This is a genomic window from Massilia sp. DJPM01 (assembly GCF_030348125.1).
In the GTDB taxonomy this organism is placed as follows: Bacteria; Pseudomonadota; Gammaproteobacteria; order Burkholderiales; family Burkholderiaceae_D; genus Telluria_A; species Telluria_A frigida.
In genome coordinates, this window is sequence record NZ_JAQOZV010000043.1 from 43,976 (window position 1) to 66,768 (window position 22,793).

Below are 22,793 nucleotides of genomic sequence, written 5' to 3' on the forward strand. Positions count from 1 at the left end.
AGTAAGTAGAAAGGGATTACCAGTGCCCGCGCCGGCGGTTCCAGCGGTACAGCAGGCGCGCGAGCAGCTTGTACAGCGGGCCTGCCAGCCAGTGCATGGACCGCACCAGAGGCGCCAGCCAGCGCTGCCCGGGCGTGGCGGCCCACAGCGCGGCAAAGGCCCGGTCGCCGGAGAGCATGCGCCCGCTGGCGTCGCGCACATGGAGGCGCTCGCGCAACTGCTCGATATCGATGCCCAACTGCGCCGCCAGTTCGGGTTCGGCGTGCACATCGCGCCACTCGATGGCGCAGCCCCGCATGCGTTCGCGCTGGCCGCGCACGCCGGCATCGCACACCGGGCAGGCGCTGTTGTAGTAGACGACAGCCGGCTCGGATGCCGGCGGCTCGGGAGCTTGCATGGTGATCTCGCAATCGCAAAGTTGGTCGGTGCGGCGATTATGCACCATATTTAGCTAACTGGCTAAATATCTAATTATCTAATTAGGAAATCGTGGTGTATCATGGCGCCTCATCCTCCAGCAAGCGAGCAGCACATCATGGATCAAATCTTCGCCGCCCTGGCCTCCACGCCGCGCCGCAAAATCCTGGCCTACCTCTCCGAAACGGAGCTGACGGCCGGCGACATCGCGTCGCGCTTCGAGATGACCAAGCCGTCCCTGTCGAAGCACCTGCGCATTCTCGAAACGGCGGGCCTGATCGCCAGCGACAAGCGCGGGCAATTCGTGTTCTACCGCCTGCAGGGCGACAACCTGGCCAATACCCTGGCCTCGTTCATGCAGGCGGTCTGCCCGGTCTCGCAAGAGCTGAAGCAGGAGAGCCGCGCGCTGGCGCGCAAGAAGGCGCCCAAGGCATGAACTGCGCCGCCATGCGCGGCTTTGCGATTTGCGGCGTTGCCATTACAATCACGGCACACCCGGACTGGTCCGGCATTTGCCAAGTGGATCTCAATGAGCGACGAACTGGTACGAGGAACGACAAGCCTGTGTTCGACCTGCAAACGCAGCATCGACGCCACCATCTGGCGCAGCGCGGGGCGCATCGTCATGCGCAAGCGCTGCCCGCAGCACGGCGCCGAAGAAGTCATCGTCTCGTCCAACGCGGCCTGGTACGACGCCATGATGGACGAACCGCCGGTCCTCACCCCGCCCGCCGGTGCGGCGCCAGCCAGCCAGGGCTGCCCGTTCGACTGCGGCCCCTGCACCAGCCACGAACAGCAGGTGCTGCTGCCGATCGTGCCGATTACCTCGGCCTGCAACCTCGATTGCCCGATTTGCTACACGCATAACCGCAACGAAGGCGCGTTCCACATGTCGCAGGACCAGCTGCGCGCCATCCTCGGGCACATGCGGCGCGCCGATCCGAGCAACCGCATGATCAACCTGACCGGCGGCGAGCCGACCCAGCACCCGGACTTTGAACGGCTGGTGGAACTGTGCCACGCCGAAGGCATCAACCGCATCACCATCTCGACCCACGGCCTGCGCTTTCTCAAGGACGAATGGCTGCTCGAACGCCTGGCCGCGCTGGACGCACGCATCGTGCTGTCGTTCGACTCGTTCACGCCGGGGACCAATATCGACATGTTGGGCGGGAATTTCTACCAGGCGAAGATGCGGGTACTGGCCCTGCTCGAAAAATACAAGGTCGATACCACCCTGCTGCCGGTGCTCGCGCGCGGCAGCAACGACCATGAAGTGGGCGCCTTCGTGAAGCTCGCGCTGGAAAAGGACTTCATCCGCAGCGTCGAACTGCACACGATGACCTTCACCGGCCAGGGCGGATCGCGCTTCGACCGGCGCGGGCGCTACACCACCTACGACGTGCTGGCCGACCTCGAACAGCAGACCGACGGCGCGCTGCGCATCAGCGACTTCGTGCCCTCGCCGTCGAGCCATCCGATGTGCTACCTGATCACCTACATGCTGCGCCTGGACGACGGGCGCTGGCTGCCCTTCACCCGCTTCATGGAGCGCGCCGACCTGCGCGCGCTGCTGACCGGCACACTGTACCTGGAACCGACGCCGCAGGTGGAACTGCGGCTGCAAGACGTGATCACGCGCCTGTGGGCCGGCGAGATCGATTGCCCCGACAGTGACCTGGTGCTGGCCACGCTCAAGGGCCTGCTGGCGCGCATGTTCGGCCCCGGCCTGTCGACCGAACAGCGCATGCGCATCGGCGAGCAAAGCTCCAAGGCGATCTACGTCCATTCGCACATGGACGAAGAAACCTTCGACACCGACCGCATTCGCCAGTGTTGCGTGGGTATCCGCGAACCGGACGGGCGCAACGTCCCCTCGTGCGCCTACAACATCCTTTACCGCGACCGCGACACCCGCTTTTCCGTGGCTCCGGGCGCGCCGGTCGCCACGCTGGGCAGCGGCAGGTTGAGCGTGGCATGAGCGACGAACAGGACATCCTGCGCGCGCTCGACCTGCCGCAGGAAGCCATTCCCCGCTTCCTCGCGCACGCCGCGCAGTTCTGCATCGACCACGGCGGCCAGCGCCACTACGGCGAACTGCTTGCCCTGCTGGCGCGCTACCAGGCCGCGGCGACAGAGGAGCGATGAGATACAACGGTCTGCAACTGGTGATCGGCCTTGCCGTGCGCAAGCTGGACGACCCGATGTTTAACCGCTTCCGCGATGCGCTGGTGCTGGGCGCGATCCGTGAAGACGTGGTCTACCTGCCGCGCCGCAAAAAAATATGGGAACACTGGTCGCTGAGCCACTTCTCCGGCCGCTATCTCGGTGGCGGCTTTATCCCGTTCTTGACCGCCAGCGCGCCGGCAAAGGCACAGGCCTGTTTCGACCGCGCCGTGGCGGCGTGGCGCAACGGCCAGCACGCGCGCGCCTTCGTACAATTGGGGATGGCCTCGCACCTGGTAATCGACATGGCCTGCCCGGTCCACGCCAGCCGTGTGGCGCACCTGACCGACGGCTACGAGTGGTACGTCGAGGCCAACGCCCCGCACCTGGCGGCGCTGCCGTTCGACGTGCCGCGCCAGTACGGCAGCGTGCGCGGCGCCGCCGCCGGCCTGGCCGCATTCACGCGCCGCTTCACGCCGGACCGCACCAACCATCACTGGGGGCGCCTGCTCAAGCGCGTGGGCCTGCGCCGCTCGCTGACGCGCACCGAGTTCGCTGCCCAGGCGGAACAGATCATCCCCACTGCCGCCGGCCACCTGGCGGCGGTCTACCTGCAGTTTCTCGAAGCGACACGTCCCTCTTGAAAAAAATCCTGTTCGCCCTCCTGTTCGCGCTGACCGTCTACCTGACCGCACGCTTCTTTTCGCATGCCAGCGGCGCCAGCCTGGGTGGCGTGCTGGCCCTGATCTTCACCATTCCCCTGCCCCTCTGGCTGGGCCTCGCGGCGCTGACCTGCCTGTTCTACATGCTTGACTGGATACGCCTGCGCAGCATGCTCGCGGTGCTCGGCCATCCGCTGCGTTTCGCGCAGGGCCTGAAGCTGACGTGCGTCAGCTACTTCGTCACCAGCCTCACGCCCAGCGCCGAACTGCATACGCCGGCCATGATGTTCATGCTTACCCGCCAGGGCGTGCCGATGCCGCAGGCGCTGGCGGCGTCAGTCAGCAAAAGCATTTACATGACCTTGTGGATTTGCCTGGTGTCGTGCGTCACCCTGACCTTCGGCCACGCCATCCCGCTGCCGGCCGCCTTGCAGGTGGGCTTGCCGCTGCTGACCGCGCCGCTGCTGGGCATTGCCCTGCTGCTCGCGCTGATGGCGTTCTTCCCCGGGCCGGTGATGCGCTGGACCGGACGGCGCGCCAGCACGATGAAGGACGGCAGCCTGTGGCAGAAAATCCTGCTCGGTATCGGCCAGAGCGCGCACGCGATTTCCGCCATCGGCAAGTCGACCGACGTGCAGCATCTGGTGTGCCACCTTGCGTCAGTCGTTTTCCTGCTCACCTACGTGACCATCGGCTGGCTGCTGGCCACCCATTTCGGCTTCAGTCTGAACTGGCTGCAAGCGCTGACGATCTTTTCGACCAGCCTGATGGTCGCCTACCTGGCGCCGGTACCGGGCGCAATCGGCGTGGCCGAAGTGGCAACCAGCTACATGCTCGATCCGGCCTTGACACCCCAGGGCATGGCGGTGAGCGTGACCTTGCGGGTCCTGTGCTGGTATCTGGTGGCCGTGCCCGGCGCGGCGGTGCTGGCGCGCGAATTCCACCGTGCCGGCGCATGGAAGCTGCCCAAGGTGTTCAGCTAGCCGTTTTCGCCAGGTAGCGATTCCACAGCCAGCGCGCCGCGACCAGCTGCGCGAGCATCAGCGCCAGGTTCAGCGCCCGCACCGGCCAGCCCCACGGGATGAACGTTACCAACGGGTCCCACGGGCGGAAAGCGAGATTGACATTCAGGCTCTCGGGCGTGAATGCCTGGCTGAACGCGATCAGCAACTGGTAAGCCGCCAGCGCGACCCATGGAATCGCGGCCGGCACGCGCTTGCCCCACCACGCCATCGCACCGAGCGCCGGCGCGCACACATGCAGCATGAACGAGGCGACCGATGTGTGGCCGCTGGTCGCCACATGCAGCACGTAGGCCGGCAAGGCGATGGCCGCCTGGCACAGGAAACCGGTGACGATCAGCGGCGCGAGATTGGCGACCAGGCCGAGCGCCAGCATCGCGCTGGTGACGTGGCACATCCACAGCAGTTCGGGCGCGAGCCCCTCCTGCGTCTTCTGCAGCGCCAGGATCGCCAGCAACAGCAGCAAGCAGACGCCGCCGGCACGGTTCATCCCAGCCCGCCCGTGAGCGGAAACTGGGCGCCGTTCAAGTAGGTGTTTTCCAGGGCGAGCCAGCGCAGGCCGCGCGCGGCCTCGATGCAGGTGCCGGTGCGCCCCAGCGCCGAGTAGCGCCGGTACGATTCGCGCAGCTTGGGGTCGAGCGCCGCCGCGATGCCGCCATCGAGCACGCCCACCACCGCGAGATTGACCAGGATGCCCTTGGGGCCGAGTTCCTTGGCCAGCGCCATGGTCAGGCCCCACAGGGCCGCCTGGCTGGCCGCGTAATGCGCGGGCGCGGGCACCGGCTGCAAGCCGTCGAGGGCGGCCACCAGTACCAGTGCGCCACGCAGGCCGCGCTGCTCCATCTGCTGGGCGCATAGCAGAGCGGCGCGCCCATGCACGGCATGCACCGCGTCCCAGGCAGCCGCCGTCACGGCGCCGACCAGCGCAAGCGGCGCCACGCCGGCGCAGTGGACCACCACGTCGGGCAGGCGGGCGTCGCGCGCGAGCGCATCGAACAGCGCTTCAATGGCGTCGGCCTGCGCGAAATCGGCGGCGTAGGCCGGGAAACCGAGCTCCTCGCCGATGGCGGCGGCAGCCTGCGCGTTGCCGCAGTACGTGAACACCACGTCGGCGCCGCTGCGCTTGAACTCGCGCAGCAGGGCCGAACCCAGGGCGCCGCTGCCGCCCAGTACAAGTACGCGCTTCATTGAAGGTCCCACAGGAAGTCGAGCGCGTCGCGCAGCGCATGCACGCATGCCAGCAGTTCGTCGTCGGATATCGTAAAAGATGGCTGCACGCGCAGCACCTGCCATGCGTGGCCGCAGATCTGCGCAATGAAGCCGGCCTTGTACAGCCGGTGCACCAGCAGCATGCCGATGGCCGGCTGCGAGGCCAGTTCGGGCACGCCAAGGTAGTCGAACTGGTAGCACGGATGATCCGGGGCGTCGAGTTCGATGCCCAGCATCAGGCCTTCGCCACGGATCGCCTTGACCAATGGCGACGGCGCCACCCATTCGTCGAGCGCGTCGCGCAGCAGGCGGCCCTTGCGCCGCACCTCGGCCAGCATCGCGTCATCCAGCAGGTCGAGCACCGCCAGCCCCGCCACGCAGGCCAGTGCATTGCCGCTGAAGGTGGATGCGTGCGCCTCGGCCAGCGCGAACTTGCCGTACACGCCATCAAAAATCGCACGGCGCGTGAGCATCACCGACAGCGGCATCAGGCCGCCGCCCAGCGCCTTGCCGAGCGTGACCACGTCGGGCCGGCGCGGCCAGTCCTCGCTCGACAAAAAGCGGCCGGGGCGTCCAAGACCGGTCTGGATTTCGTCGGCCACCAGCAGCACGCCCCGCTCGCCCGTGCCATGGCACAAGCGCGCCAGCCAAGCCGCATCGGGCAGGCGCACGCCCGCTTCGACCTGGATCGGTTCGAGCACGATGGCGGCCAGCGACGGATCGGCCAGGGCTTTTTCCAGCGCGTCGATGTCGCCGAACGGCAGCGCATCGACCATCGGCAGGTGCGGCCCGAAGATGTCGCGGTACGGGCCCGCCTGCATCATCGCCACGCTGCCGAAGGTGCAGCCGTGGTAAGCGCCCTGGATGCAGGCGATGCGCGGCCTGCCAGTGGCGCCGCGCACCAGCTTGAGCGCCGCTTCCACCGCCTCGGTGCCGCCGCTGGCGAAAAACGCCGCATCGTATCCGGTTTGCTGATGCAGGCGGCTGGCCAGCAATCCCGCATACGGGCTGATGCCGGACGGGTAGAACGAGGGCGCGCTGCCGTTCAGGAACGCCATCAACGCCGCCTCGATGGCCGGCGGACGATGCCCGAAGGCTTGCGTACCCCAACCGGCCAGCAGGTCGGTGTAGTGCTTGCCGTCGGCATCGATCAGGCGCCCCTGCTCCACCCGTTCGAGCAGGTAAGGCTCGCTGCTCAATGTCGCGCGCATCGAGACGAGCGGATTGACGAAGGCGCGGAAATCATCGTAGCCCCGATGCAGCAGCGCGTCCATCACAATCCTCCATCGAAGGTCAGGCGCGCGCCGCTCATGAAGCTGTTCTCGTCCGACACCAGCCAGGTGACAAAGGCGGCGGTTTCGTCGAGCGTGGCGGTACGCCCCAGCGGGCAGTGCGTGGTGTAGTCGTCCAGCCGGTACTGGGGCGCCTGCTGGCCCATGCCCGCTTCAAGCAGGCCGGCCGACAGGTCATTGACAGCGATCCCGTAGCGCCCTACTTCCTTGGCCAGCGCACGGGTAAAGCCTTGCAGCCCGGCCTTGGCCGCCGCGTAATGCACGGGCGACTCGACGATCCGCTCGCCGGCAATCGACCCGATATTGAGGATGTGCCCCTTCTTTGCCCTCAGCATCGGCCGCAGCGCGGCGCGCGAGAAGATGTACGCACCTTTGAGGCAGGTATCGAGCACCAGGTCCCAGTCATCCTCTTCCAGCAAGGCGATTGGCAGTACCTGCATCACGCCGGCGTTGTTGACGAGGATGTCCAGCCCTTCCCATTCGGCGACGATGGCGTTGACGGTGCTCCTGGCATGCGCCGCATCGGTGACCGATCCCTTGAACACCAACGGTTCGACACCCAGTTCGCGCAACATGGCGCGCGTGACTTCGACCTGTTCGTCGTCCTTGACATAGGTGAACGCCACGCGCGCGCCGGCGGCGGCGAAGGCCAGGCAGATGGCGCGGCCAAGGTTGCGCGAGCCGCCGGTCACGAGGCAGCGTTTTCCCGCCAGCCGCAAGGGCGGCGCGGACGTATCGGAGTCAATCACAGGATGGTCCGTTTCATGGTTCATTGGGAGCGCATGCGCGTGGAGAGGTCCGTCAGCGAGCGCAGAGTCGAGCCTTGCCCCAACGCCTGCGTGAAGCCGCGGCACAGGGTCCAGCAATCCTGGCAGCGCGCTACCGAATCGAGCCCCCGCATGCGGGTGACAATCTGCGCCAGCGGTTCGTCGCGCACGTTGCCGACCACCGAGTCGATGCGTTCGATGCAGGGCGATACGTTGCCGAGATGGTCGATGTTAAAAGACTGCTCGCCGGCGTGGCAGGCTGGCATGGGGCCGCGTTCGACGAAGGCATCCATGCGTTCGAGGTAGTCGCGGAAGGTGCGCAGATGCGGATAGCGCTGCCACAGGTCGAGCATTTTGGCGCTGAGCGAGGCGTCCGGGAGCTGGTCCTCCTCGCTCTTGCCGCGCCTGAAGCCGTCGGTCGAGAGCAAGGTGACGCAGTGGCCGACGCCGCGCGCCGCGCTCATTTGCAGCAGCTTTTCAACGTCATCCTGGTTTTCCTTCATCAGGATCGTCATCACATGCACCTGCTTGCCGCCATGGGGTGCATGCGCCAGCAGGGTGTCCACGGCGCGCCAGGCCTGGTCGAAAGCGCCATCCAGCCTTCGTTTCTGGTCGTGGCGCGCCGCGTCTGCAAAGTCGATCGATACGCCGACCTGCGCCACGCCGGCCGCGAACAGTCCCGCCGCCTTGGCGTCGTCGACAAACCAGCCATTGGTATACAGGACCGGCGCATGGCGCTCGCCAAAAGCGCGCACGATCTCGATGATGTCCGGCCGCAGCAGCGGCTCGCCGCCTTCGACCGACACCAGGAAGGTGCCGATCCGCGCCAGTTCGGCCGCCACGCGCTGGTAGTCGGCGACCGTCAATTCGAGGCGCGGGGCGACACCGTTCGGCCAGAAGCCGCAGAACGAGCAGCGCATATTGCAACGATTGGTGACCTGCACCAGAACCTGGAACGGCTGCTTGCGCAGGATGCCACCCATGAAGCGCAGGTCGCGGCTGGTGCGTGCGACGAGGCCCGGTCCTTTCAGAATTGCCATCCACCCCTCCATTGCGCGCCAGCCCGGCGCGTGACGTCCGCCACGATGGGCGCGATGCCGCGATAGTCGTCGAGGATCGTGCCGACCGCCTCCACCACCGAATCGATTTCTTCGTCGCCGATGGTCAGCGGTGGTTCGAGCCGCAGCACGTTCCAGCGCGATGACGCGGGCTGCGCCAGGATGCCCGCTTCCAGCAGCCTGACCGCGACCCACTGGCCAAACATGCCTTCGGAGACCTTGTCCACCAGCGACGGCGCCAGCTTGTCGAGCCAGGAGCTGCCGGTGGGGCCGAACTCGATCCCGACCAGCAGGCCACGCCCGCGAATTTCCTTGACCAGCGGGTGCCCGCGCAGGCGCTCGCGCAGCCCGTCCAGCAGGCGCGCGCCGCGCAGGGCACTGCGTGCGACGAGATCCTCGTCGTCGATCAGCTCCAGCGTCTTCAGGGCAGCGGCGCAGGCCAGCGCGTTGCCCTGGTAGGTGGAACTGTGCAGATCGAAGCGCCCCGCGCCACCATACGCCTTGTCGAACAGCGCGCGCGATGTCACGGCCACCGAAATGGCGGCCAGCCCGCCCGACAACGCCTTGGCGAGGCATAGCACATCGGGCACGACATCTTCCGCCTGATGCGCGAACAAGGTGCCGGTGCGGCCAAGGCCGGTCTGGATTTCGTCGAGGACGAGCAGCGTGCCGCGCGCGCGGCACAGGTCCTGCGCGGCGCGCAGATAGCCGGGCGGCGGCAGGATTACGCCACCTTCCGCCTGTAGCGGCTCGACCAGGAACGCGGCCGGTTTGTGCGTCTTGAGAATGCGCTCCAGCGCTTCCAGGTCGCCGAAAGGGATACGGTGGCAGCCGGCCAGCAGCGGCTCGAAGGGCTGGCGCAGGCGCTCGGCGCCCATCACCGACAAGGTGCCGAGCGTGGTGCCATGAAAGCCGCCGTCGCACGAAACGAAGTCGCTGCGCCCGGTGGCGGCGCGCGCCAGCTTGAGCCCCGCTTCCACCGCCTCGGCCCCGCTGCTGGCGAACAGGCTCATTTCCAGCGGTGCGGCGAGCCGCTTCGCGAGCGCCTCGGCCAGCGCGGCCGCACCGGCGGCCGGCCCGGTGTGGCAGAAGTGCAGCACCTGTTCGTCCAGCAACTGGTGCAGGCGCGCGATCAGCGCCGGGTGATTGTGGCCCAGGTTCACCGACCCGAAACCGGCCAGGCAGTCCAGGTAGCGCCGTCCCTCGCTGTCCCACAGCCAGACATCGCTGGCGCGCGTGAACACGCGCCCGTAACCGAGCACGCCCAGCAACTGGATGAAGGATGGATTGATGTACTTCGCGTACGTTTGCGAGACCGGGTGTTCGCTCTGCTTCATGCGGTTTCCAGTCCGAGTTCGGCGCGCAGGCGCGCATCCGACGAGGGCCGCCAGATTTTTTGATCCAGCCAGAAGTGGTGGCAGAACAGGCCCCAGTACAGCGCCAGGAACACCTGTGCGGATGCCGATCCGGGCGCCGCACCCACCGGCGCCCCGCCGCGCGCCAGGTTCAAGGCGACGTACAGCAGCGAGGCGGCCAGCATGATGGCGTACACCCATCGCGCCGCCATGCCGGAGCGCGCGCGCCGGCGCTCGGTGGCGATGACAATGCCGATGTACTGCAAGCCATGCAGCGTTCCACCGACGATGGTCGCGGCCATGAACACCTGTTCGGTCGTGAGCGGATTGGCCAGCAGCGGCTCGCGCAGGCCGACCGCAAACAGCGAGAACAGGGTTGTTCCCACAGCCACCACAAGGCCGAATATTCCTGGCAGGACGGCGCTGCCGCTGCGCCAGCGCCGCACCAGCAGCGCCGCCCACCACACCACGGCCATCGCCAGCAGCATGGCCAGCGCAGTAATGGCGTGCGCACCCCACGATACACGCGCCGCCAGGTCGACATTGGCCGGATGCACCAGCGCGAGCAGGCCGAAGGCCACCCACAGGATACTGTGCAGCAGAAGCTTGTCGGCCTTGCGGGCGGCGGCATCGGCGTCGCCAAGGCGCTGGTATACCGACAAGATGCCGTGGTGCTGGCGCACCCCGTGATGGAAGGACCACAGCGCCACAGCGCCGAGGAACAGCAAAAAAGGCTCGGGGCGGCCGCTGATCCACGATACGCCCAGCAAAACGGGGCCGGGCAGCAGCCAGGCAAGGCTGGTCCACAGCAGGCGGCCACGCTCGCGCCGGAAGCCGGCATCGAGATAAGTGCGCTGCCACGTGGCCAGCAGATGCGGGCCTTCCACCAGCCAGATCCAGGCGAACCACATGGGCAGCACGGTGACGGGCGCGGCCAGCATCAGCAAGCCCGCCAACAGCGCGACGACGCCACTGCCGAAAAAGAAGCAGGCATCGAACAGCGGGCCGCCGATCCAGCGTGTCATCGCGTCAGGCGACGTTGCTGCTGCGCTGTTCGAGTTTGCCGACGACCAGGTGGACGAAGGTCTGCACGGTGAACAGGCTGAGAATCTGGCCCGGATGCAGGCCCGGTTTGATCTGGTCGGCCACTTCGGGCATCAGCTCGCGCAGGCGCGCCAGGCCCGCATCCGAGATCACGCCGCCGGGTGCGAATTCGTCGTCGGACATGTCGCCGCGCGCAGCCCGTTCCAATTCGCCGCGCGTGACCTGGATGCCGTAGGTGCGTTCCAGCTTGAACACAATATCGAGAAAATCGAGCGACTCGGCACCGAGTTCGCCAATCAGGCTGACCGTCGGCGGCACGTCGCTGGCGGGAATGGCCAGCGACTCGGCCACGATGGCGCGCACGGTGTCTTCAATTTCCTGGGGAGTTGTGGTGGTCATTTAATGGGAGTCCTCGTCGGTATGTTCGTCGTCAAACCAGCGGGCCACGCGGCCCAGCGGTTTGCGGGTTTTTTGTTCGGGTACGGGGCCGGCCGGGTAGCCCAGCGCAATCGCGCCGACCATCTGCCAGGGCGCGGCGATGCCGAGCAATGCACAAATGCGGTCGCGCGCGATCATCGGCCCCGCCATCCAGCATCCGCCAAGGCCGCTGGCGTGCGCTTGCAGCAGCAGGTTCATGACGGCGGCGCTGGTGGAGCACAGTTCGGCCTGCATGGCGCCAGCCGTGTGGTAGGCGGACGGGTCGGCGCCGCCCGAGGCGAGCAGGTTGGCGATCAGGTCGGGGAATTCGCGGTACTGCGGAATGATGATCACGGCGGCGCTCATCAACGGTTCGTGGAAAAAATCGCCGTAGCTGCCATAGTCCTCGGCGTGGTGGCCGCGCGCGATCACCGCCTTCATGTCGTCGGCGCGCTCGCACACCGCATCGGCGATGCTGGCGCGCAGGCTGCGCGAGCGCACCACCGCAAATTGCCACGGCTGGCGGTTGCTGGCCGATGGCGCACTGGTCGCGGCCAGCAGCAGGCGCTCGATCGTTTCGCGCTCGACCGGGCGGTCGGTGAATTCGCGCGTACTGCGCCGCGAGAGAAACCAGTCCAGGGTAGTCTGTTCGTTCATTCCGCCTTGAATCCTCCATCGACGTTCCACACCTGCGCGGTGACGTAGCTGGCGTCGTCGCTGCACAGGAAGGCCACCACGGCGGCCACTTCGCGCGCACTGCCGACACGTTTGAGCAGGATGCGCTTGTTCAGTTCTTCTGGCGCCAATGCGCGGATGTCGCGCGTCATATCGGTGTCGATCACGCCCGGCGCCACCGCGTTGACGCGAATGCCGCGCGGCGCCAATTCGACCGCGAGCGCCTTGGTAAACGCTTCGACCGCGCCTTTGGACGCGGCATAATTGCTCTGCCCCCGGCCGGGACGCGTGGCAGCCACCGACGACATGTTGACGATCACGCCGCACCGGCGCGACACCATGCGCCGCGAGGCCTGTCGGCAGCAATTGACGACGCCCGAAATATTCACCGAAAAAATATCGTCAAAGTCGGCCGGCTCGCTGGCGCCAAGCAGCGTATCGCGCAGCACCCCGGCGTTGCAGACGAGGACATCGAGTTGGCCGAATTTGCTGTCGATGTCGGCAAACAGGGCATCGACCTGTGCAGGGCTTGAAACGTCGGCGCGCGCGAGCACGCATTCGCCGCCAAATGCGGCAACCTGTTCGGCGACGCCAGCGGCCGCCGCATCGTCGCTGCGGTAATTGAGGATGACGGTAAAGCCCTTGCGCGCCAGTTCGAGCACAATGGCCGCGCCGATGCCGCGCGAGCCGCCGGTAACGAGTGCGGTTTTCATGGCAGCTCCACGCGGACGATGCCGGCCAGGCCAGGCGCGCTGGCGGACAGGCCGATGGCGGAACGATGGGTCGTAGCCTCGGCCCGCAAGATCGGGCGCAGTGGTCCGGGCGCGGCCTCGCGCAGGCCGGCCAGCGGCGGCATGCACTGGCGTTGCAGCAGCTCGGCCAGCGCGATGGCTTGAACAACTGAAGTGGCGGCGCCGATTTGTCCCATGGCGCTCATGATACAACACAGGGGCGCATCGACGCCGGTGATATCGGCCACCACGCGGCGCTCTGCCGCATCGAAGCTTGGCAGTGCCAGGCCGCAGCCATCGACCGCATCGCCGGGACGAGCAATTGCACCCACGAGACGGCCGAACAGCGCTGGCTGGGGCTCCCCCTTTTCGCCATCGGCGCCGTCAAGCGCCTGGATGAATGCGCGCGCGGTGCCACTTCCCTGCAATACCAGGGCGGCGGCAGCTTCGCCGGGTACAAAACCCTGTGCAGCCATGTCGTACGGCGCCGCCAGCGCATTCGATACAGCGGAACCGCGTGCGGCCAACTCGACCAGTGTTTCCGGCTCGACCAGGCTGTCGTAGCCAACCACCAGTGCCACGTCGACGGCGCCGGCGGCCAGCGCGCGGATTGCTCCTGCCAGCGCCTGCGCGCCGGCATTGGCGCCGCCATAGGTCGCGCCTTCGCCGCGCGCGCCCAATTCCTGCGCGGCGATGGCGTGCGCATTGTTCGACAGGTGCTGCAAGATCCAGAACGGGTGCAGCAGCGCCAGGCCCCGCTCCCATGCGCCATGTCCATCGGCGCGCTGGTGTTCAAAGGCGGGCATCAGGTCGTCCCAGTGCGCGCGCAGCCCGCCGTAGCCGAAGAACAGCCCGACCCGGTCGCCGCCGGCCACGCCGGCGTCCCGCATCGCCTCGGCAGCCACTTCGACCGCGTACAAGCCCATACGGCGCAGGAAGCGCGCATGGCGCGACGGTGCCGGTGGCGCGGCGATGGTGGCGGCCAGCGTGCAGGCGTAACTGCGCGCATCGAAACGCGCGTTGGGCTGCGCCGCGCGTTCGCCGGCCAGCAGGCGGTCGACCACCTCGTCGATGCCGGAACCAAGCGGCGTGCGCCACGCCCTGCCGGTCAGCGCCGCCTTCATGCGGGCCTGCCGAGGATCAAGGACACGTTCTGGCCGCCAAAACCGAACGAATTACTGAGTACCACGTCAACAGCGGCCGCGCGCGGCGCTCGGATCACGTCCACCTCGCACTGCGGGTCCAGGTCACGGTGGTTGGCCGTCCCCGGCAGCAGATTGCGCTCGAACGCAAGCAGGCAGGCAGCCGCTTCAATCGCGCCCGATGCCGCCATCAGGTGGCCGATGGCGCCCTTGACGGAGCTGACGGGAACCGCGCCGGGGCCGAATACGGCGGCGATGGCGCGCGCTTCGGCCACGTCGTTGAGCGGCGTACCGGTGCCGTGGGCGTTGATATAGCCGATGTCGCCGGGTGCGAGCCGCGCGCGCTTGTGCGCCAGCTCCATTGCCCGCTGCGCAGCCGCGCCGTCCGGACGCGGCGCGGTGACCCGGTAGGCGTCCTGGGTGCTGCCGTAGCCAAGCACGCGGGCCAGCACACGCGCGCCACGGCTGGCCGCCCGCTGCTCCGATTCGATGACGAACATGGCGGAGCCCTCGCCAATCACCAGGCCATCGCGGCGCAGGTCGAACGGGCGGCAGGCATCGCTGTCGTTGCGCGGCGATGGCGCACCGAGGCGCGACATGCCTCCCAGCCCGAACGGATTGACCATCGAGTCAGCGCCGCCGCACAGGACGATGGATGCGGCCCCGCGCTCGATCAGCGATGCCGCGTGGGCGATGGCAAGGCCGCCCGCGGCGCACGCCGAGGCGTTGACGACGGTCTGCCCGTCCAGGCCAAGCACGTCGCCCACCAGGCGCGCACCGAGATCGACGTCGGACCGGAAGCGAATGCCTGCCTGCCCTTCGACCGACCAATCGATCGCCTGGCCGCTGAACATGGGGCCGAAATCGTCCAGGAAAGCCTGTTCGAGGCCGAGCGCCATCACCATCGATGCTTCGTCGTCGCCCTGCCCGCAGCCGGCCATGCGCCACGCTTCGACGGCGGCCAGCAGGGCAAACATGCATTTGCGGTCGCGCCATGCGCCTGCGCGTTCGTACCCGTCGAGCACAGTTTCCGCACCACCCAGGTCGCCGAGATGCGCGCGCAGCCAGCCACGCCCGATGCCGCCGCCGGCCACTTCGCAGGCCACGCGCGTATCGAAGGCGGCTGCGTCGAAAGAACGGACCGGGGCGATGCAGCTGCGGCCATCGGCCAAGCCGTCGAACAGCGCAGGCACGCCGACGCCAAATGCGCTGACGGCGCCCACGCCCGTGATGACCGCGCGCGTCATGCCACGCTCCCGAACCGTGCGATTCCAAGGCCGCCATCGATGCCGCTGCTGAAGACGACGGCACGCCGGCAGCGGCCCGTTCTTATCAGGTCAAGCGCCACGCACCAGGCCAGTGCCGGCGCCGCCGCCAGTGCGTCGCCGAGGGACAGGCTGACGTCGAGCGCATCGCGGTTACCATGGCGGGAGCGCGCCTCGCTGCCCCATGGCGCGAGCACGACGAGGGCATCGTCGCGCGCCTCGTTCAATAGCAAGTCCGCATTGCGCTCCCAGGCGCGCGCGCTGTGAAAACTGACGGCGTCCAGCGTCGCCAGCGCGCCGTCGGCGCAGGCGGACAAGGCGAGCAAGCCCGCGCCTTCCGCTGGAACGAGGCCGCGCGCGGGATAGCCTGCGGCGTCGAGCTGCGTCCAGGTGACCGGATGCAGGGCCGAATCGCCGCCGCCGGCCAGCGCCGTACCGCATTCTCCGGAATGGACCAGCCAATGTGCTTCCGCCAGCGCCGCCACGGTCCCGGTTCCGCGCGAATAGAAGGCGCCGTTGGGGCCACCGGTGCCGTTCAGGATCGCGCCGTGGCACAGCGTGAAGTTGTTCATCAGCTGGAACGCGAACAAGGGATTACAGGCGGCCAGGCCGGCGCCGCCGAAACGCTCCAGCGAAAATGCATGATCGGCGATGCTGGCCGCCAGCATGCGCGTCAACTCACTCATGGAGCAGCCGGATGCGCCCACGCCCAGGTACAGGGCCGCTTGTTCGCGCTGCGCAGCCGTCCAGCGTGCGTCGTCCAATGCCAGGCGCAGGGCAACGGCCGCCAGCCGCGCCGGATGCGCCATCAGCTTGCGGGCGCGCGCGTCGACGTCGATATCGGCCGGGATTGGAGGGACTTCGGACGCCATCACCTCGCCATGGCTTGCCGCAAGCTGGCGGCTGCCGGCAAATCCGGCATGGCCAGCCAGTCCGCGCCAGTCGAAGCCGAATGCGCTGACGGCCGCCGCGCCGGAGATATATACCTGTCTCACGCGCAGCGCCTCGCCAGCAGGCTGCAATTGGCGCCGCCGAAGGCAAAGGCGTTGACCAGGGCAGCGTCGACGTTTGCGTGCAGCGCGTGGCCCACCACGTGCGGGAGCGCGCAGGCGGGATCGGGCTGGGTCAGGTTCGCGGTCGGCAGGATGATGCCCTGCTCCAGCGCGGCATGCACGCACAGGAAGCCGAGCGCGCCGGCGCCGGCGATCCAGTGGCCGAGCGCCCCTTTCACCGAACTGACATGGGCGGCGTCGAGGCTGGGCCCGAGCACGCGCCGCAGCGCCAGCGCCTCCACCGCATCGTTGAGCGGTGTCGATGTGCCGTGCGCCTGGATGTAGCCGACAGCATCCATGCCAGCGGCGGCTAGCGCGGTGCGCATGGCGCGCGCGGCGCCGTCGCCCTGGGGATCGGGGGCGGTGAGGTGATGGGCGTCCAGGCTGCGGCCTTCGCCCGCCAGTTCCACCGTGGCGTTGCCGCGTTCGCGCGACAGCACCACGATGGCGGCGCCCTCGCCGACCACAAAGCCGTCGCGCCGCACGTCGAACGGGCACGAGACGCCGCGTGCGCTCAGGGCGCCGACACGGCCGAAGCCGGCCAGCATCATCGGATCGACATCGGCGCCGACGCCGCCGCACAGGGCCACGTCGCACACGCCGAGGCGGATCGCGCGTGCCGCTTCGGCAATCGCGCTCGCGCCCGAGGCGCAGGCCAGCGAGATCGTCACGGCCGGGCCATGCGCGCCGTATTCGCGGGCGAGCGCCGAGGTGACGGCGGCGGGCGAGATGATGGAGGCGTCGAATTCGGCCACCAGGGCGGCGGCCTTGACGCCGAATTGCGCATGGTCGAAGCGCGCACCGCCGCCGGCGCCGCGCGTCAATTCATGCAAGGTGGCGAATGGTGCGCGCCCCGATTCGGCGCCAAGGAAGATGCCAAGACGGTCGGGAGCCACATCCAGCCCGGCGCCCTGCCACGCTTCACGCGCGGCGACCCGGACCAGCGCCAGGCGGCGGTCACCCGTGTGGGTAAAACCGTGGATTTCGGCGCCGGCCGTGGAGGGAAAACCGGTCACGTCGAAGCCGGCAACCTGCTTGACGGCGCTGCGTCCGGCGGCCAGTGCCTGGAGCGAGGCGGGCCAGTTCGCGCCCAATGCCGTGATGGCGCCAACGCCACGCACGAACACCCGCACCTGCGTCATGGCTCTTCAGCCGAGCCGGTAAGCCAGATATTGAGCACCTCGCGGCGCCGCGCCAGCAGTTTTGGATTGGTCACGCGCGCAAAGGCGAAGGCCAGTTCGGCTTCGGCGACCAGTTTGCCGTCCACGCGCGCCAGTGCGCGCACCTGGCCGCCGTCTTCATGCACCACGATGCCGTGGCATTCGAGTTCCATCTTGTCGCCGGCGCGCACCTGGTGGCGAAACTTGGCGCGGTCCACCGTGACCAGCAGCGCGTGCAGGTCGTGGCGGCCTTGTTCGCGCATGCTCGCCTCGACCAGCACGCCGCCCAGCTGCGCCATCGATTCGATGATCATCGCGCCGGGCATGATGGGATGACCCGGGAAATGGTCGGCGAAAATATCGTCCGACAGCGACACGCATTTGACTCCCGAAGCCAGTTGCGGCGGCTGAAGCGCCGTAATTTTATCGAGAAGTATGTATCGCATCCACCCTGCCCTTTACGCTTGTCAATTGCCGCCGGTAGCCCTCGGCGGCCACTCAACACATGCAATTCAGGTTAGGATATCCTAAAGTTAACGCCGAACACCAGTAGATCATCGTTGAAAGGTTCAAATGGAATGTACTAGCTGCGACACGAGCACCGTGCGCAAGGATCGCGAGCACACCTTCTTCATGCACGAGATGGCGGTTTGCGGCGGCTGCGCGACGCCGATCGAAGCGCGCGTGGTGCTGCGCGACGATGGCGTGGTACGCCTGATCCACTGCACCCAGTGCGGACCTTCCGAGCAGATCGTGTCCGATGACGCCAAGGCGTGGGTGGCGGGCTTTCTCGCGCGCGGCCAGGTCGATCCGGCGAAACAAGGCGACCATTATTTCAAGCACACGACGTCGACCTGTCCCGGGTGCCTGGCGCTGCTGCCGGCCGATGTGGTGATCCGCGACGGCAAAGTCTATTTTGTGAAGAACTGCGAGAAGTGCGGCCCGTCCGAGGCGCTGGTGTCGGAAGACGCGGCCTACTACGTGGACGCCTACTCGTACGCGCGCGCCGGCACCGAACCGCTGATGTTCGCCACCGAAGTGGAGAAAGGCTGTCCGACCGATTGCGGCACCTGCGGCGACCATGAACAGCACACCTGCCTGCCGATCATCGAGATCACCGACTACTGCAACCTCGAATGCCCGGTTTGCATCGTCAACAACACCAATGCGTATCACCTGTCGAACGAGGCGTTCACGCGCATGATCGACACGCTGGTGCGCAACGAGGGCCAGGTGGAGTCGATTGCGCTGTCGGGCGGCGAGCCCACCAGCCACCCGCGCCTGATGGAACTGATTGCGATTGCCACGCGCGAGGAAATCGGCCGCATCGTGATCATCACCAACGGCTTGCGCCTCGGGCGCGACCGCGCCTTTGCCGAAAAAATCAAGGCCAGCGGCGCCTACGTCGCGCTGCAGTTCGACGGTTTTACGGCCGACACGCACGAAAAAATCCGTGGACGCGACCTGTGCGGCGAAAAGAGCGCCGCGCTCAAGATGCTCAAGGACCTGAATATTCCAACCCAGCTGATTTTCGTCGCCGCGCGTGGCGTCAACGAGCACCAGATCGGCCAGGTGGTGGAGATGTTCCTGTCCGAAGACCACTTCCTGTCGCTGAACTTCCAGCCGGTGGCGTTTACCGGTGCCGGCGGCGGGCAGTTCGCGCATGATCCGATGGACCGGCTGACCATCCCCGGCGTGATCAAGGCAATCGAGGAGCAGACCAACGGCAAGCTGAAGGTGAGCGACTTCGCGCCGCTGCCCTGCTCCCACCCGCAGTGCGTGTCGCTCAGCTACCTGCTGCGCATGAACGACGGCACCCATATTCCATTCGGGCGTTTTGTCGACTTCCGCACGCACGGTACCTTGCTGCGTTCGTCGGCCACGCTGGGCGCGTCGCCCGAGATTCACGATGCGATGAGCGATGTGGTGCACGACGTGTTCGCGCGCCAGGATGAAATCGAACGCTCGGCCGACATCCTGGCGGCGCTGCGCCGCACCATCGATGTGATGTTCCCGAACCGGCCTGTCAGCGCCAAGGAAGCGATTCACCTCGGCGAGCAGCAGGCCAAGTCGATCTTTTTGCACCACTACATGGACCGCCACGACTTCGACCTGGAACGGCTGCGCAAGTGCTGCCACCATTACCCGCAGGTGGACGGACGCATCATGCCGGCCTGCGGCTTCAATATGTTCCACCGAGGTGCGGCCAAGGGGCCGGAGACCGAACTGGCGGCATGGGGCAAGAAGCCATGGACGACGGATGCACCGGTGCAGATCGTGCAGTTCCACCGCACCGGCACGCGCCAGGCGCTGACCGGGATCGGGGTCGACGAAACGCCGGCGCGCGCGCCGCATTCGATCGGCCTCGGTGGCGGCAAGCCAGTGGTGCTCAAATAATGGGGATGCTGGAGGGACGGACCGCATTGGTCACCGGCGGCTCGCGCGGCCTGGGTCGCGCCCTGTGCATGGCACTGGCGCGCGAAGGCGCCAATGTCGCATTCAACTATACCCGCTCGGTGGCGCAGGCCGAGGCCGTGCTGGCGGCCCTGAAGGCGCTGGGCGTGAAGGCGTGGGCGTTCCAGGTGTCGGTGCTGGACAAGGCGGGCCTGCAAGCGATGGTGCGCACCATCGAGCAGGATGCGGGGGCGATCGATATCCTGATCAACAACGCCGGCATCGGCCAGGTGGTGCCGCTCGCGCTGATGGAGGAAGAGGATTGGGACCGGATGATGAACACCAACGTCAAGGGCGCCTTCCTGACCACCCAGGCGGTGCTGCGCGGGATGATCCATCAGAAGCGCGGGCGCATTTTGAATATCAGTTCGCTGGCGGGCGTGAAGATGATGCAGGCGCCGGTGCACTACAGCGCGGCCAAGGCGGCGCTCAAGGGCATGACGGAGGCGCTGGCAAAGGAAGTGGGCCGCTACGGCATCACGGTCAACTGCCTGGCGCCGGGCGTGCTCGATGAAGGCGTCAGCGGCAACGTGCCGGCGGCGAAGATGAGCGAGTACCTGCGCCATTGCGCGCTGGGCCGCCTGGGGACGGTGGACGAGGTGGCGGAGGCGGCGGCGTTCTTTGTCTCCGACAAGAACAGCTACATGAGCGGGGCAACCGTGGTGATCGATGGTGCGGTTTGAGGGCTGTTGTATTGCTCGTCTCCGCAGGTGCCGCCGCGACGCGCCGTCGAGGACTGCACCGTTCAGGCGCTGAACCTGGCGGGTGGACGCTGGGTGCTGCGTCCGAAAAACGGCGGACGGTGCGAGGTGCGCACCCTGGAAGTGGAAACCCGCCAATGCGTTGCGGCATGACTGGATCAGCGACCGCAGTGTCGCGGGCGCGGCCGCCAGCCAGGCCACGCGCTCCACGCAGCCGGCCAAGACCTGGGTGGCTGCGATGCTGGAGGCACGCTTCCGAGGCAGTTGCCGCTTCGATCCACGGGCTGGCGTGTGCCTGCCGCAAGCTCCTGTTGACTTAAGCTGAATCAAGCTGGCTGCCCCTCCCGCCGGGCTTGCCAGCGCGGAGATTCTCTTATCATTTGCTGACACAGGACGCGGCTGCCAACCCGCCGGCCGCGCTTCCTGGGTTTTCATGAAAGAGACTGATCATGACCCGTCCCCTAACCTTCATATCGCCGGTACTGCCGGGCACAAGCGCAGCCACTGTCGTTGCCAAGCTGGCCCTCCTGCTGCCGCAAATCAATGCTGCGCTGGAATCGATCGGCACGGTCCATTTTGCCCGTCTGATCTTGCTCGATCGCTCGCAGCCGACTCTGCGGCCGGACCTGTTGTCCGTCCTGCCATCGGACAAGCTGTCCATCGCGATCATCACCTCGTTCGACGGTGATTTCAGTACGTATATCCACGATTTCGTCGCCCAATTAAGCGACGAATTCGGCGCGCTGCTGTCGCTGACGGTTGGCGGCGCCGCGCTGACGCCGGTGGTCGACCACGTAGCGGAGTTCGAAGCGTTTATCGCGGAGAATAATATCTCGGAACATATTCCGAACACCTATTTCTTCTCCGCCTATCCGCAAACGGTGCAGGAGATTCTCGCCGCTTTCTGATGTGCCGCGCGCACCGGGCTGGCATCCCGGTGCGCGAATTGAACGCCTGAGCGATGGAGAACCTGATGAGCGACGCTGCGATCGATCTGGACGACGTGCAGGGCACGATTCTGCGCGGCTATCGCGTCAACCTGGCACGGCACTTCGTGCTCACGATCACGGATGCGGCCGCGACCGGCAAGCTGATCGCGGCGCTGGTGCATGGCGACAATGGCCTGCCCGCTGTCACGACCGCCAGGCGCAAGGTGCCCAAGCCGGCCATCTTCACGAATATGTGCTTGACCGCCACCGGGCTGGCGGCGCTCGGCATCAGTGCGCAACAGCTGGCCAGCTTCGACCCGGCGTTCCAGCGTGGCGCGACCGATCCGGCCAGCGCGGCCACGGTGGGCGACGTGGGCCCGAGCGCGCCGCAACACTGGATTGGAGGATTGCACGACGGTGCCCGGGTGCACATCCTGCTCAGCGTGTGGGCAACCGACTCCAGCGACGCGCTGGAAGATGCCTCTGCCCGCTTGCGCGCGGCCTTCGTGGGCAGTGTGATGGAATTGTATGTACAGGATGGGGCGCAATTGCCTGACCGTAGCGTGCATTTCGGCTATCGCCACGGCATCGCCCAGCCGGCGATCATTGGCGCGCCGCCGCGCAAGCGCTATGCGCGCGATGCCCAGGCGCCGGTGCCGGCCGGCGAATTTTTGCTGGGCCACCTGAATGCCGCGGGCGGAACCTACCGTGTGTTGCCAGCGGAACTGTCGACCAACAGCAGCTATGCCGTGTTCCGCATCCTGGAGCAGGATGTTGCCGGGTTCGAGGCCATGCTGGCGCGCTATGCGGCCGAGATGGGCATCGATACCGAACTGGTGGCCGCGAACATGCTCGGGCGCTGGCGCAACGGCAACCCGCTGACCCTGGCGCCGGCGGCGCAGGGCACGCCGCTGCCGGACGCGCAACTGAACAACTTCGACTTCGTCAGCGCCGATCCGGCCACGGACGATACCCTGGGCCTGAAGTGCCCGATCGGCGCGCATATCCGGCGCAACAATCCGCGCGATGCCGCCGTCATCGGCACCGACAGCACGCATCACCGCATCGTGCGCCGCTCGATGCCCTACGGTCCGCAGTATGATTTTTCCCGCCATGATCCTGCCGCGCAAGATGTGGCCCGGCCTGGCGCGGCCCGGCCTGACGCGGCCCGGCCTGACGCGGCCCGGCCTGACGCGGCCCGGCCTGACGCGGCCCGGCCTGGCGAGGCCCGCCCCTGTCTCAAATACACATCTCCGAGCCCACGAGACGCTCATG

General features: G+C 67.2%; 25 protein-coding genes. 9 read left to right on the forward strand and 16 right to left on the reverse strand.

The annotated features are described in order from the left end of the window. Window positions 1-16: 16 nt before the first annotated feature. Window positions 17-397, reverse strand: a complete 381-nt coding sequence (locus PO883_RS23860; protein WP_289311968.1) for a DUF393 domain-containing protein — start codon at window positions 395-397, stop codon at window positions 17-19. Window positions 398-535: 138 nt separating this feature from the next. Here PO883_RS23860 and PO883_RS23865 point away from each other — a divergent pair, with 138 nt between their 5' ends. From PO883_RS23865 to PO883_RS23885, 5 genes are all read left to right on the forward strand, one after another. Then, window positions 536-853: a metalloregulator ArsR/SmtB family transcription factor gene (locus PO883_RS23865; RefSeq protein ID WP_289311969.1), complete on the forward strand. Its 318-nt coding sequence runs from the start codon at window positions 536-538 to the stop codon at window positions 851-853. Window positions 854-946: 93 nt separating this feature from the next. Further along, window positions 947-2,398: a radical SAM protein gene (locus tag PO883_RS23870; RefSeq protein ID WP_289311970.1), complete on the forward strand. Its 1,452-nt coding sequence runs from the start codon at window positions 947-949 to the stop codon at window positions 2,396-2,398. Beyond that, window positions 2,395-2,565, forward strand: a complete 171-nt coding sequence (locus PO883_RS23875) for a hypothetical protein (RefSeq protein ID WP_289311971.1) — start codon at window positions 2,395-2,397, stop codon at window positions 2,563-2,565. Before PO883_RS23870 ends, PO883_RS23875 begins: the two co-directional genes overlap by 4 nt. Then, on the forward strand, window positions 2,562-3,227 hold the full coding sequence (locus PO883_RS23880; protein ID WP_289311972.1) for a zinc dependent phospholipase C family protein: 666 nt from the start codon (window positions 2,562-2,564) through the stop codon (window positions 3,225-3,227). The genes PO883_RS23875 and PO883_RS23880 overlap by 4 nt, the downstream gene beginning before the upstream one ends. Further along, window positions 3,224-4,228 (forward strand): lysylphosphatidylglycerol synthase transmembrane domain-containing protein, encoded by a 1,005-nt coding sequence (locus tag PO883_RS23885; RefSeq protein WP_289311973.1) that lies wholly within the window; start codon window positions 3,224-3,226, stop codon window positions 4,226-4,228. The genes PO883_RS23880 and PO883_RS23885 overlap by 4 nt, the downstream gene beginning before the upstream one ends. Here PO883_RS23885 and PO883_RS23890 read toward each other — a convergent pair. The 15 genes from PO883_RS23890 to fabZ are packed head-to-tail and all read right to left on the reverse strand — an operon-like array spanning window position 4,221 to window position 17,880. After that, window positions 4,221-4,757, reverse strand: a complete 537-nt coding sequence (locus tag PO883_RS23890) for a hypothetical protein (RefSeq protein ID WP_289311974.1) — start codon at window positions 4,755-4,757, stop codon at window positions 4,221-4,223. The two genes, PO883_RS23885 and PO883_RS23890, sit on opposite strands and share 8 nt — an antisense overlap. Beyond that, complete coding sequence (locus PO883_RS23895; RefSeq protein ID WP_289311975.1) at window positions 4,754-5,455, reverse strand: SDR family NAD(P)-dependent oxidoreductase; 702 nt, start codon at window positions 5,453-5,455, stop codon at window positions 4,754-4,756. The genes PO883_RS23890 and PO883_RS23895 overlap by 4 nt, the downstream gene beginning before the upstream one ends. After that, window positions 5,452-6,750: an aspartate aminotransferase family protein gene (locus PO883_RS23900; protein ID WP_289311976.1), complete on the reverse strand. Its 1,299-nt coding sequence runs from the start codon at window positions 6,748-6,750 to the stop codon at window positions 5,452-5,454. Before PO883_RS23900 ends, PO883_RS23895 begins: the two co-directional genes overlap by 4 nt. After that, on the reverse strand, window positions 6,750-7,517 hold the full coding sequence (locus PO883_RS23905; RefSeq protein ID WP_289311977.1) for an SDR family oxidoreductase: 768 nt from the start codon (window positions 7,515-7,517) through the stop codon (window positions 6,750-6,752). The genes PO883_RS23900 and PO883_RS23905 overlap by 1 nt, the downstream gene beginning before the upstream one ends. 20 nt (window positions 7,518-7,537) lie before the next feature. Further along, the gene (locus PO883_RS23910; RefSeq protein WP_167086618.1) at window positions 7,538-8,575 is read right to left on the reverse strand and encodes a radical SAM protein; all 1,038 of its coding nucleotides are present in this window, start codon (window positions 8,573-8,575) and stop codon (window positions 7,538-7,540) included. Beyond that, window positions 8,563-9,930, reverse strand: a complete 1,368-nt coding sequence (locus PO883_RS23915; protein ID WP_289311978.1) for an aspartate aminotransferase family protein — start codon at window positions 9,928-9,930, stop codon at window positions 8,563-8,565. Before PO883_RS23915 ends, PO883_RS23910 begins: the two co-directional genes overlap by 13 nt. Then, window positions 9,927-10,973, reverse strand: coding sequence for a hypothetical protein (locus PO883_RS23920; protein ID WP_289311979.1), 1,047 nt, complete (start codon window positions 10,971-10,973; stop codon window positions 9,927-9,929). The genes PO883_RS23915 and PO883_RS23920 overlap by 4 nt, the downstream gene beginning before the upstream one ends. A gap of 4 nt (window positions 10,974-10,977) precedes the next feature. Next, window positions 10,978-11,391, reverse strand: coding sequence for an acyl carrier protein (locus PO883_RS23925; protein ID WP_289311980.1), 414 nt, complete (start codon window positions 11,389-11,391; stop codon window positions 10,978-10,980). Next, window positions 11,392-12,066, reverse strand: coding sequence for a nitroreductase family protein (locus tag PO883_RS23930; protein ID WP_289311981.1), 675 nt, complete (start codon window positions 12,064-12,066; stop codon window positions 11,392-11,394). Continuing rightward, window positions 12,063-12,797 (reverse strand): SDR family NAD(P)-dependent oxidoreductase, encoded by a 735-nt coding sequence (locus PO883_RS23935; protein WP_289311982.1) that lies wholly within the window; start codon window positions 12,795-12,797, stop codon window positions 12,063-12,065. Before PO883_RS23935 ends, PO883_RS23930 begins: the two co-directional genes overlap by 4 nt. Next, window positions 12,794-13,939 (reverse strand): beta-ketoacyl synthase N-terminal-like domain-containing protein, encoded by a 1,146-nt coding sequence (locus PO883_RS23940; RefSeq protein WP_289311983.1) that lies wholly within the window; start codon window positions 13,937-13,939, stop codon window positions 12,794-12,796. Before PO883_RS23940 ends, PO883_RS23935 begins: the two co-directional genes overlap by 4 nt. Beyond that, window positions 13,936-15,204, reverse strand: coding sequence for a beta-ketoacyl synthase (locus tag PO883_RS23945; protein WP_289311984.1), 1,269 nt, complete (start codon window positions 15,202-15,204; stop codon window positions 13,936-13,938). The genes PO883_RS23940 and PO883_RS23945 overlap by 4 nt, the downstream gene beginning before the upstream one ends. Beyond that, window positions 15,201-16,217 (reverse strand): beta-ketoacyl synthase N-terminal-like domain-containing protein, encoded by a 1,017-nt coding sequence (locus tag PO883_RS23950; protein WP_289311985.1) that lies wholly within the window; start codon window positions 16,215-16,217, stop codon window positions 15,201-15,203. Before PO883_RS23950 ends, PO883_RS23945 begins: the two co-directional genes overlap by 4 nt. Next, window positions 16,214-17,416, reverse strand: a complete 1,203-nt coding sequence (locus PO883_RS23955) for a beta-ketoacyl synthase (protein ID WP_289311986.1) — start codon at window positions 17,414-17,416, stop codon at window positions 16,214-16,216. Before PO883_RS23955 ends, PO883_RS23950 begins: the two co-directional genes overlap by 4 nt. Beyond that, window positions 17,413-17,880, reverse strand: a complete 468-nt coding sequence (gene fabZ / locus PO883_RS23960) for a 3-hydroxyacyl-ACP dehydratase FabZ (protein WP_167086608.1) — start codon at window positions 17,878-17,880, stop codon at window positions 17,413-17,415. The genes PO883_RS23955 and fabZ overlap by 4 nt, the downstream gene beginning before the upstream one ends. 127 nt (window positions 17,881-18,007) lie before the next feature. Between fabZ and PO883_RS23965 the strand changes: the two genes are divergently transcribed. The 4 genes from PO883_RS23965 to PO883_RS23980 form a co-directional block, all read left to right on the forward strand. After that, complete coding sequence (locus tag PO883_RS23965; protein ID WP_289311987.1) at window positions 18,008-19,831, forward strand: radical SAM protein; 1,824 nt, start codon at window positions 18,008-18,010, stop codon at window positions 19,829-19,831. 5 nt (window positions 19,832-19,836) lie between these two features. Beyond that, on the forward strand, window positions 19,837-20,571 hold the full coding sequence (locus tag PO883_RS23970; protein WP_289311988.1) for an SDR family NAD(P)-dependent oxidoreductase: 735 nt from the start codon (window positions 19,837-19,839) through the stop codon (window positions 20,569-20,571). Between the two features lie 467 nt (window positions 20,572-21,038). Further along, window positions 21,039-21,497 carry a hypothetical protein gene (locus PO883_RS23975; protein ID WP_289311989.1) on the forward strand — a complete coding sequence of 153 codons (459 nt, stop codon included), beginning with the start codon at window positions 21,039-21,041 and terminating at the stop codon, window positions 21,495-21,497. A gap of 65 nt (window positions 21,498-21,562) precedes the next feature. Further along, window positions 21,563-22,793 (forward strand): hypothetical protein (locus tag PO883_RS23980; protein WP_289311990.1); only part of this gene is annotated, 1,231 nt, incomplete at its 3' end.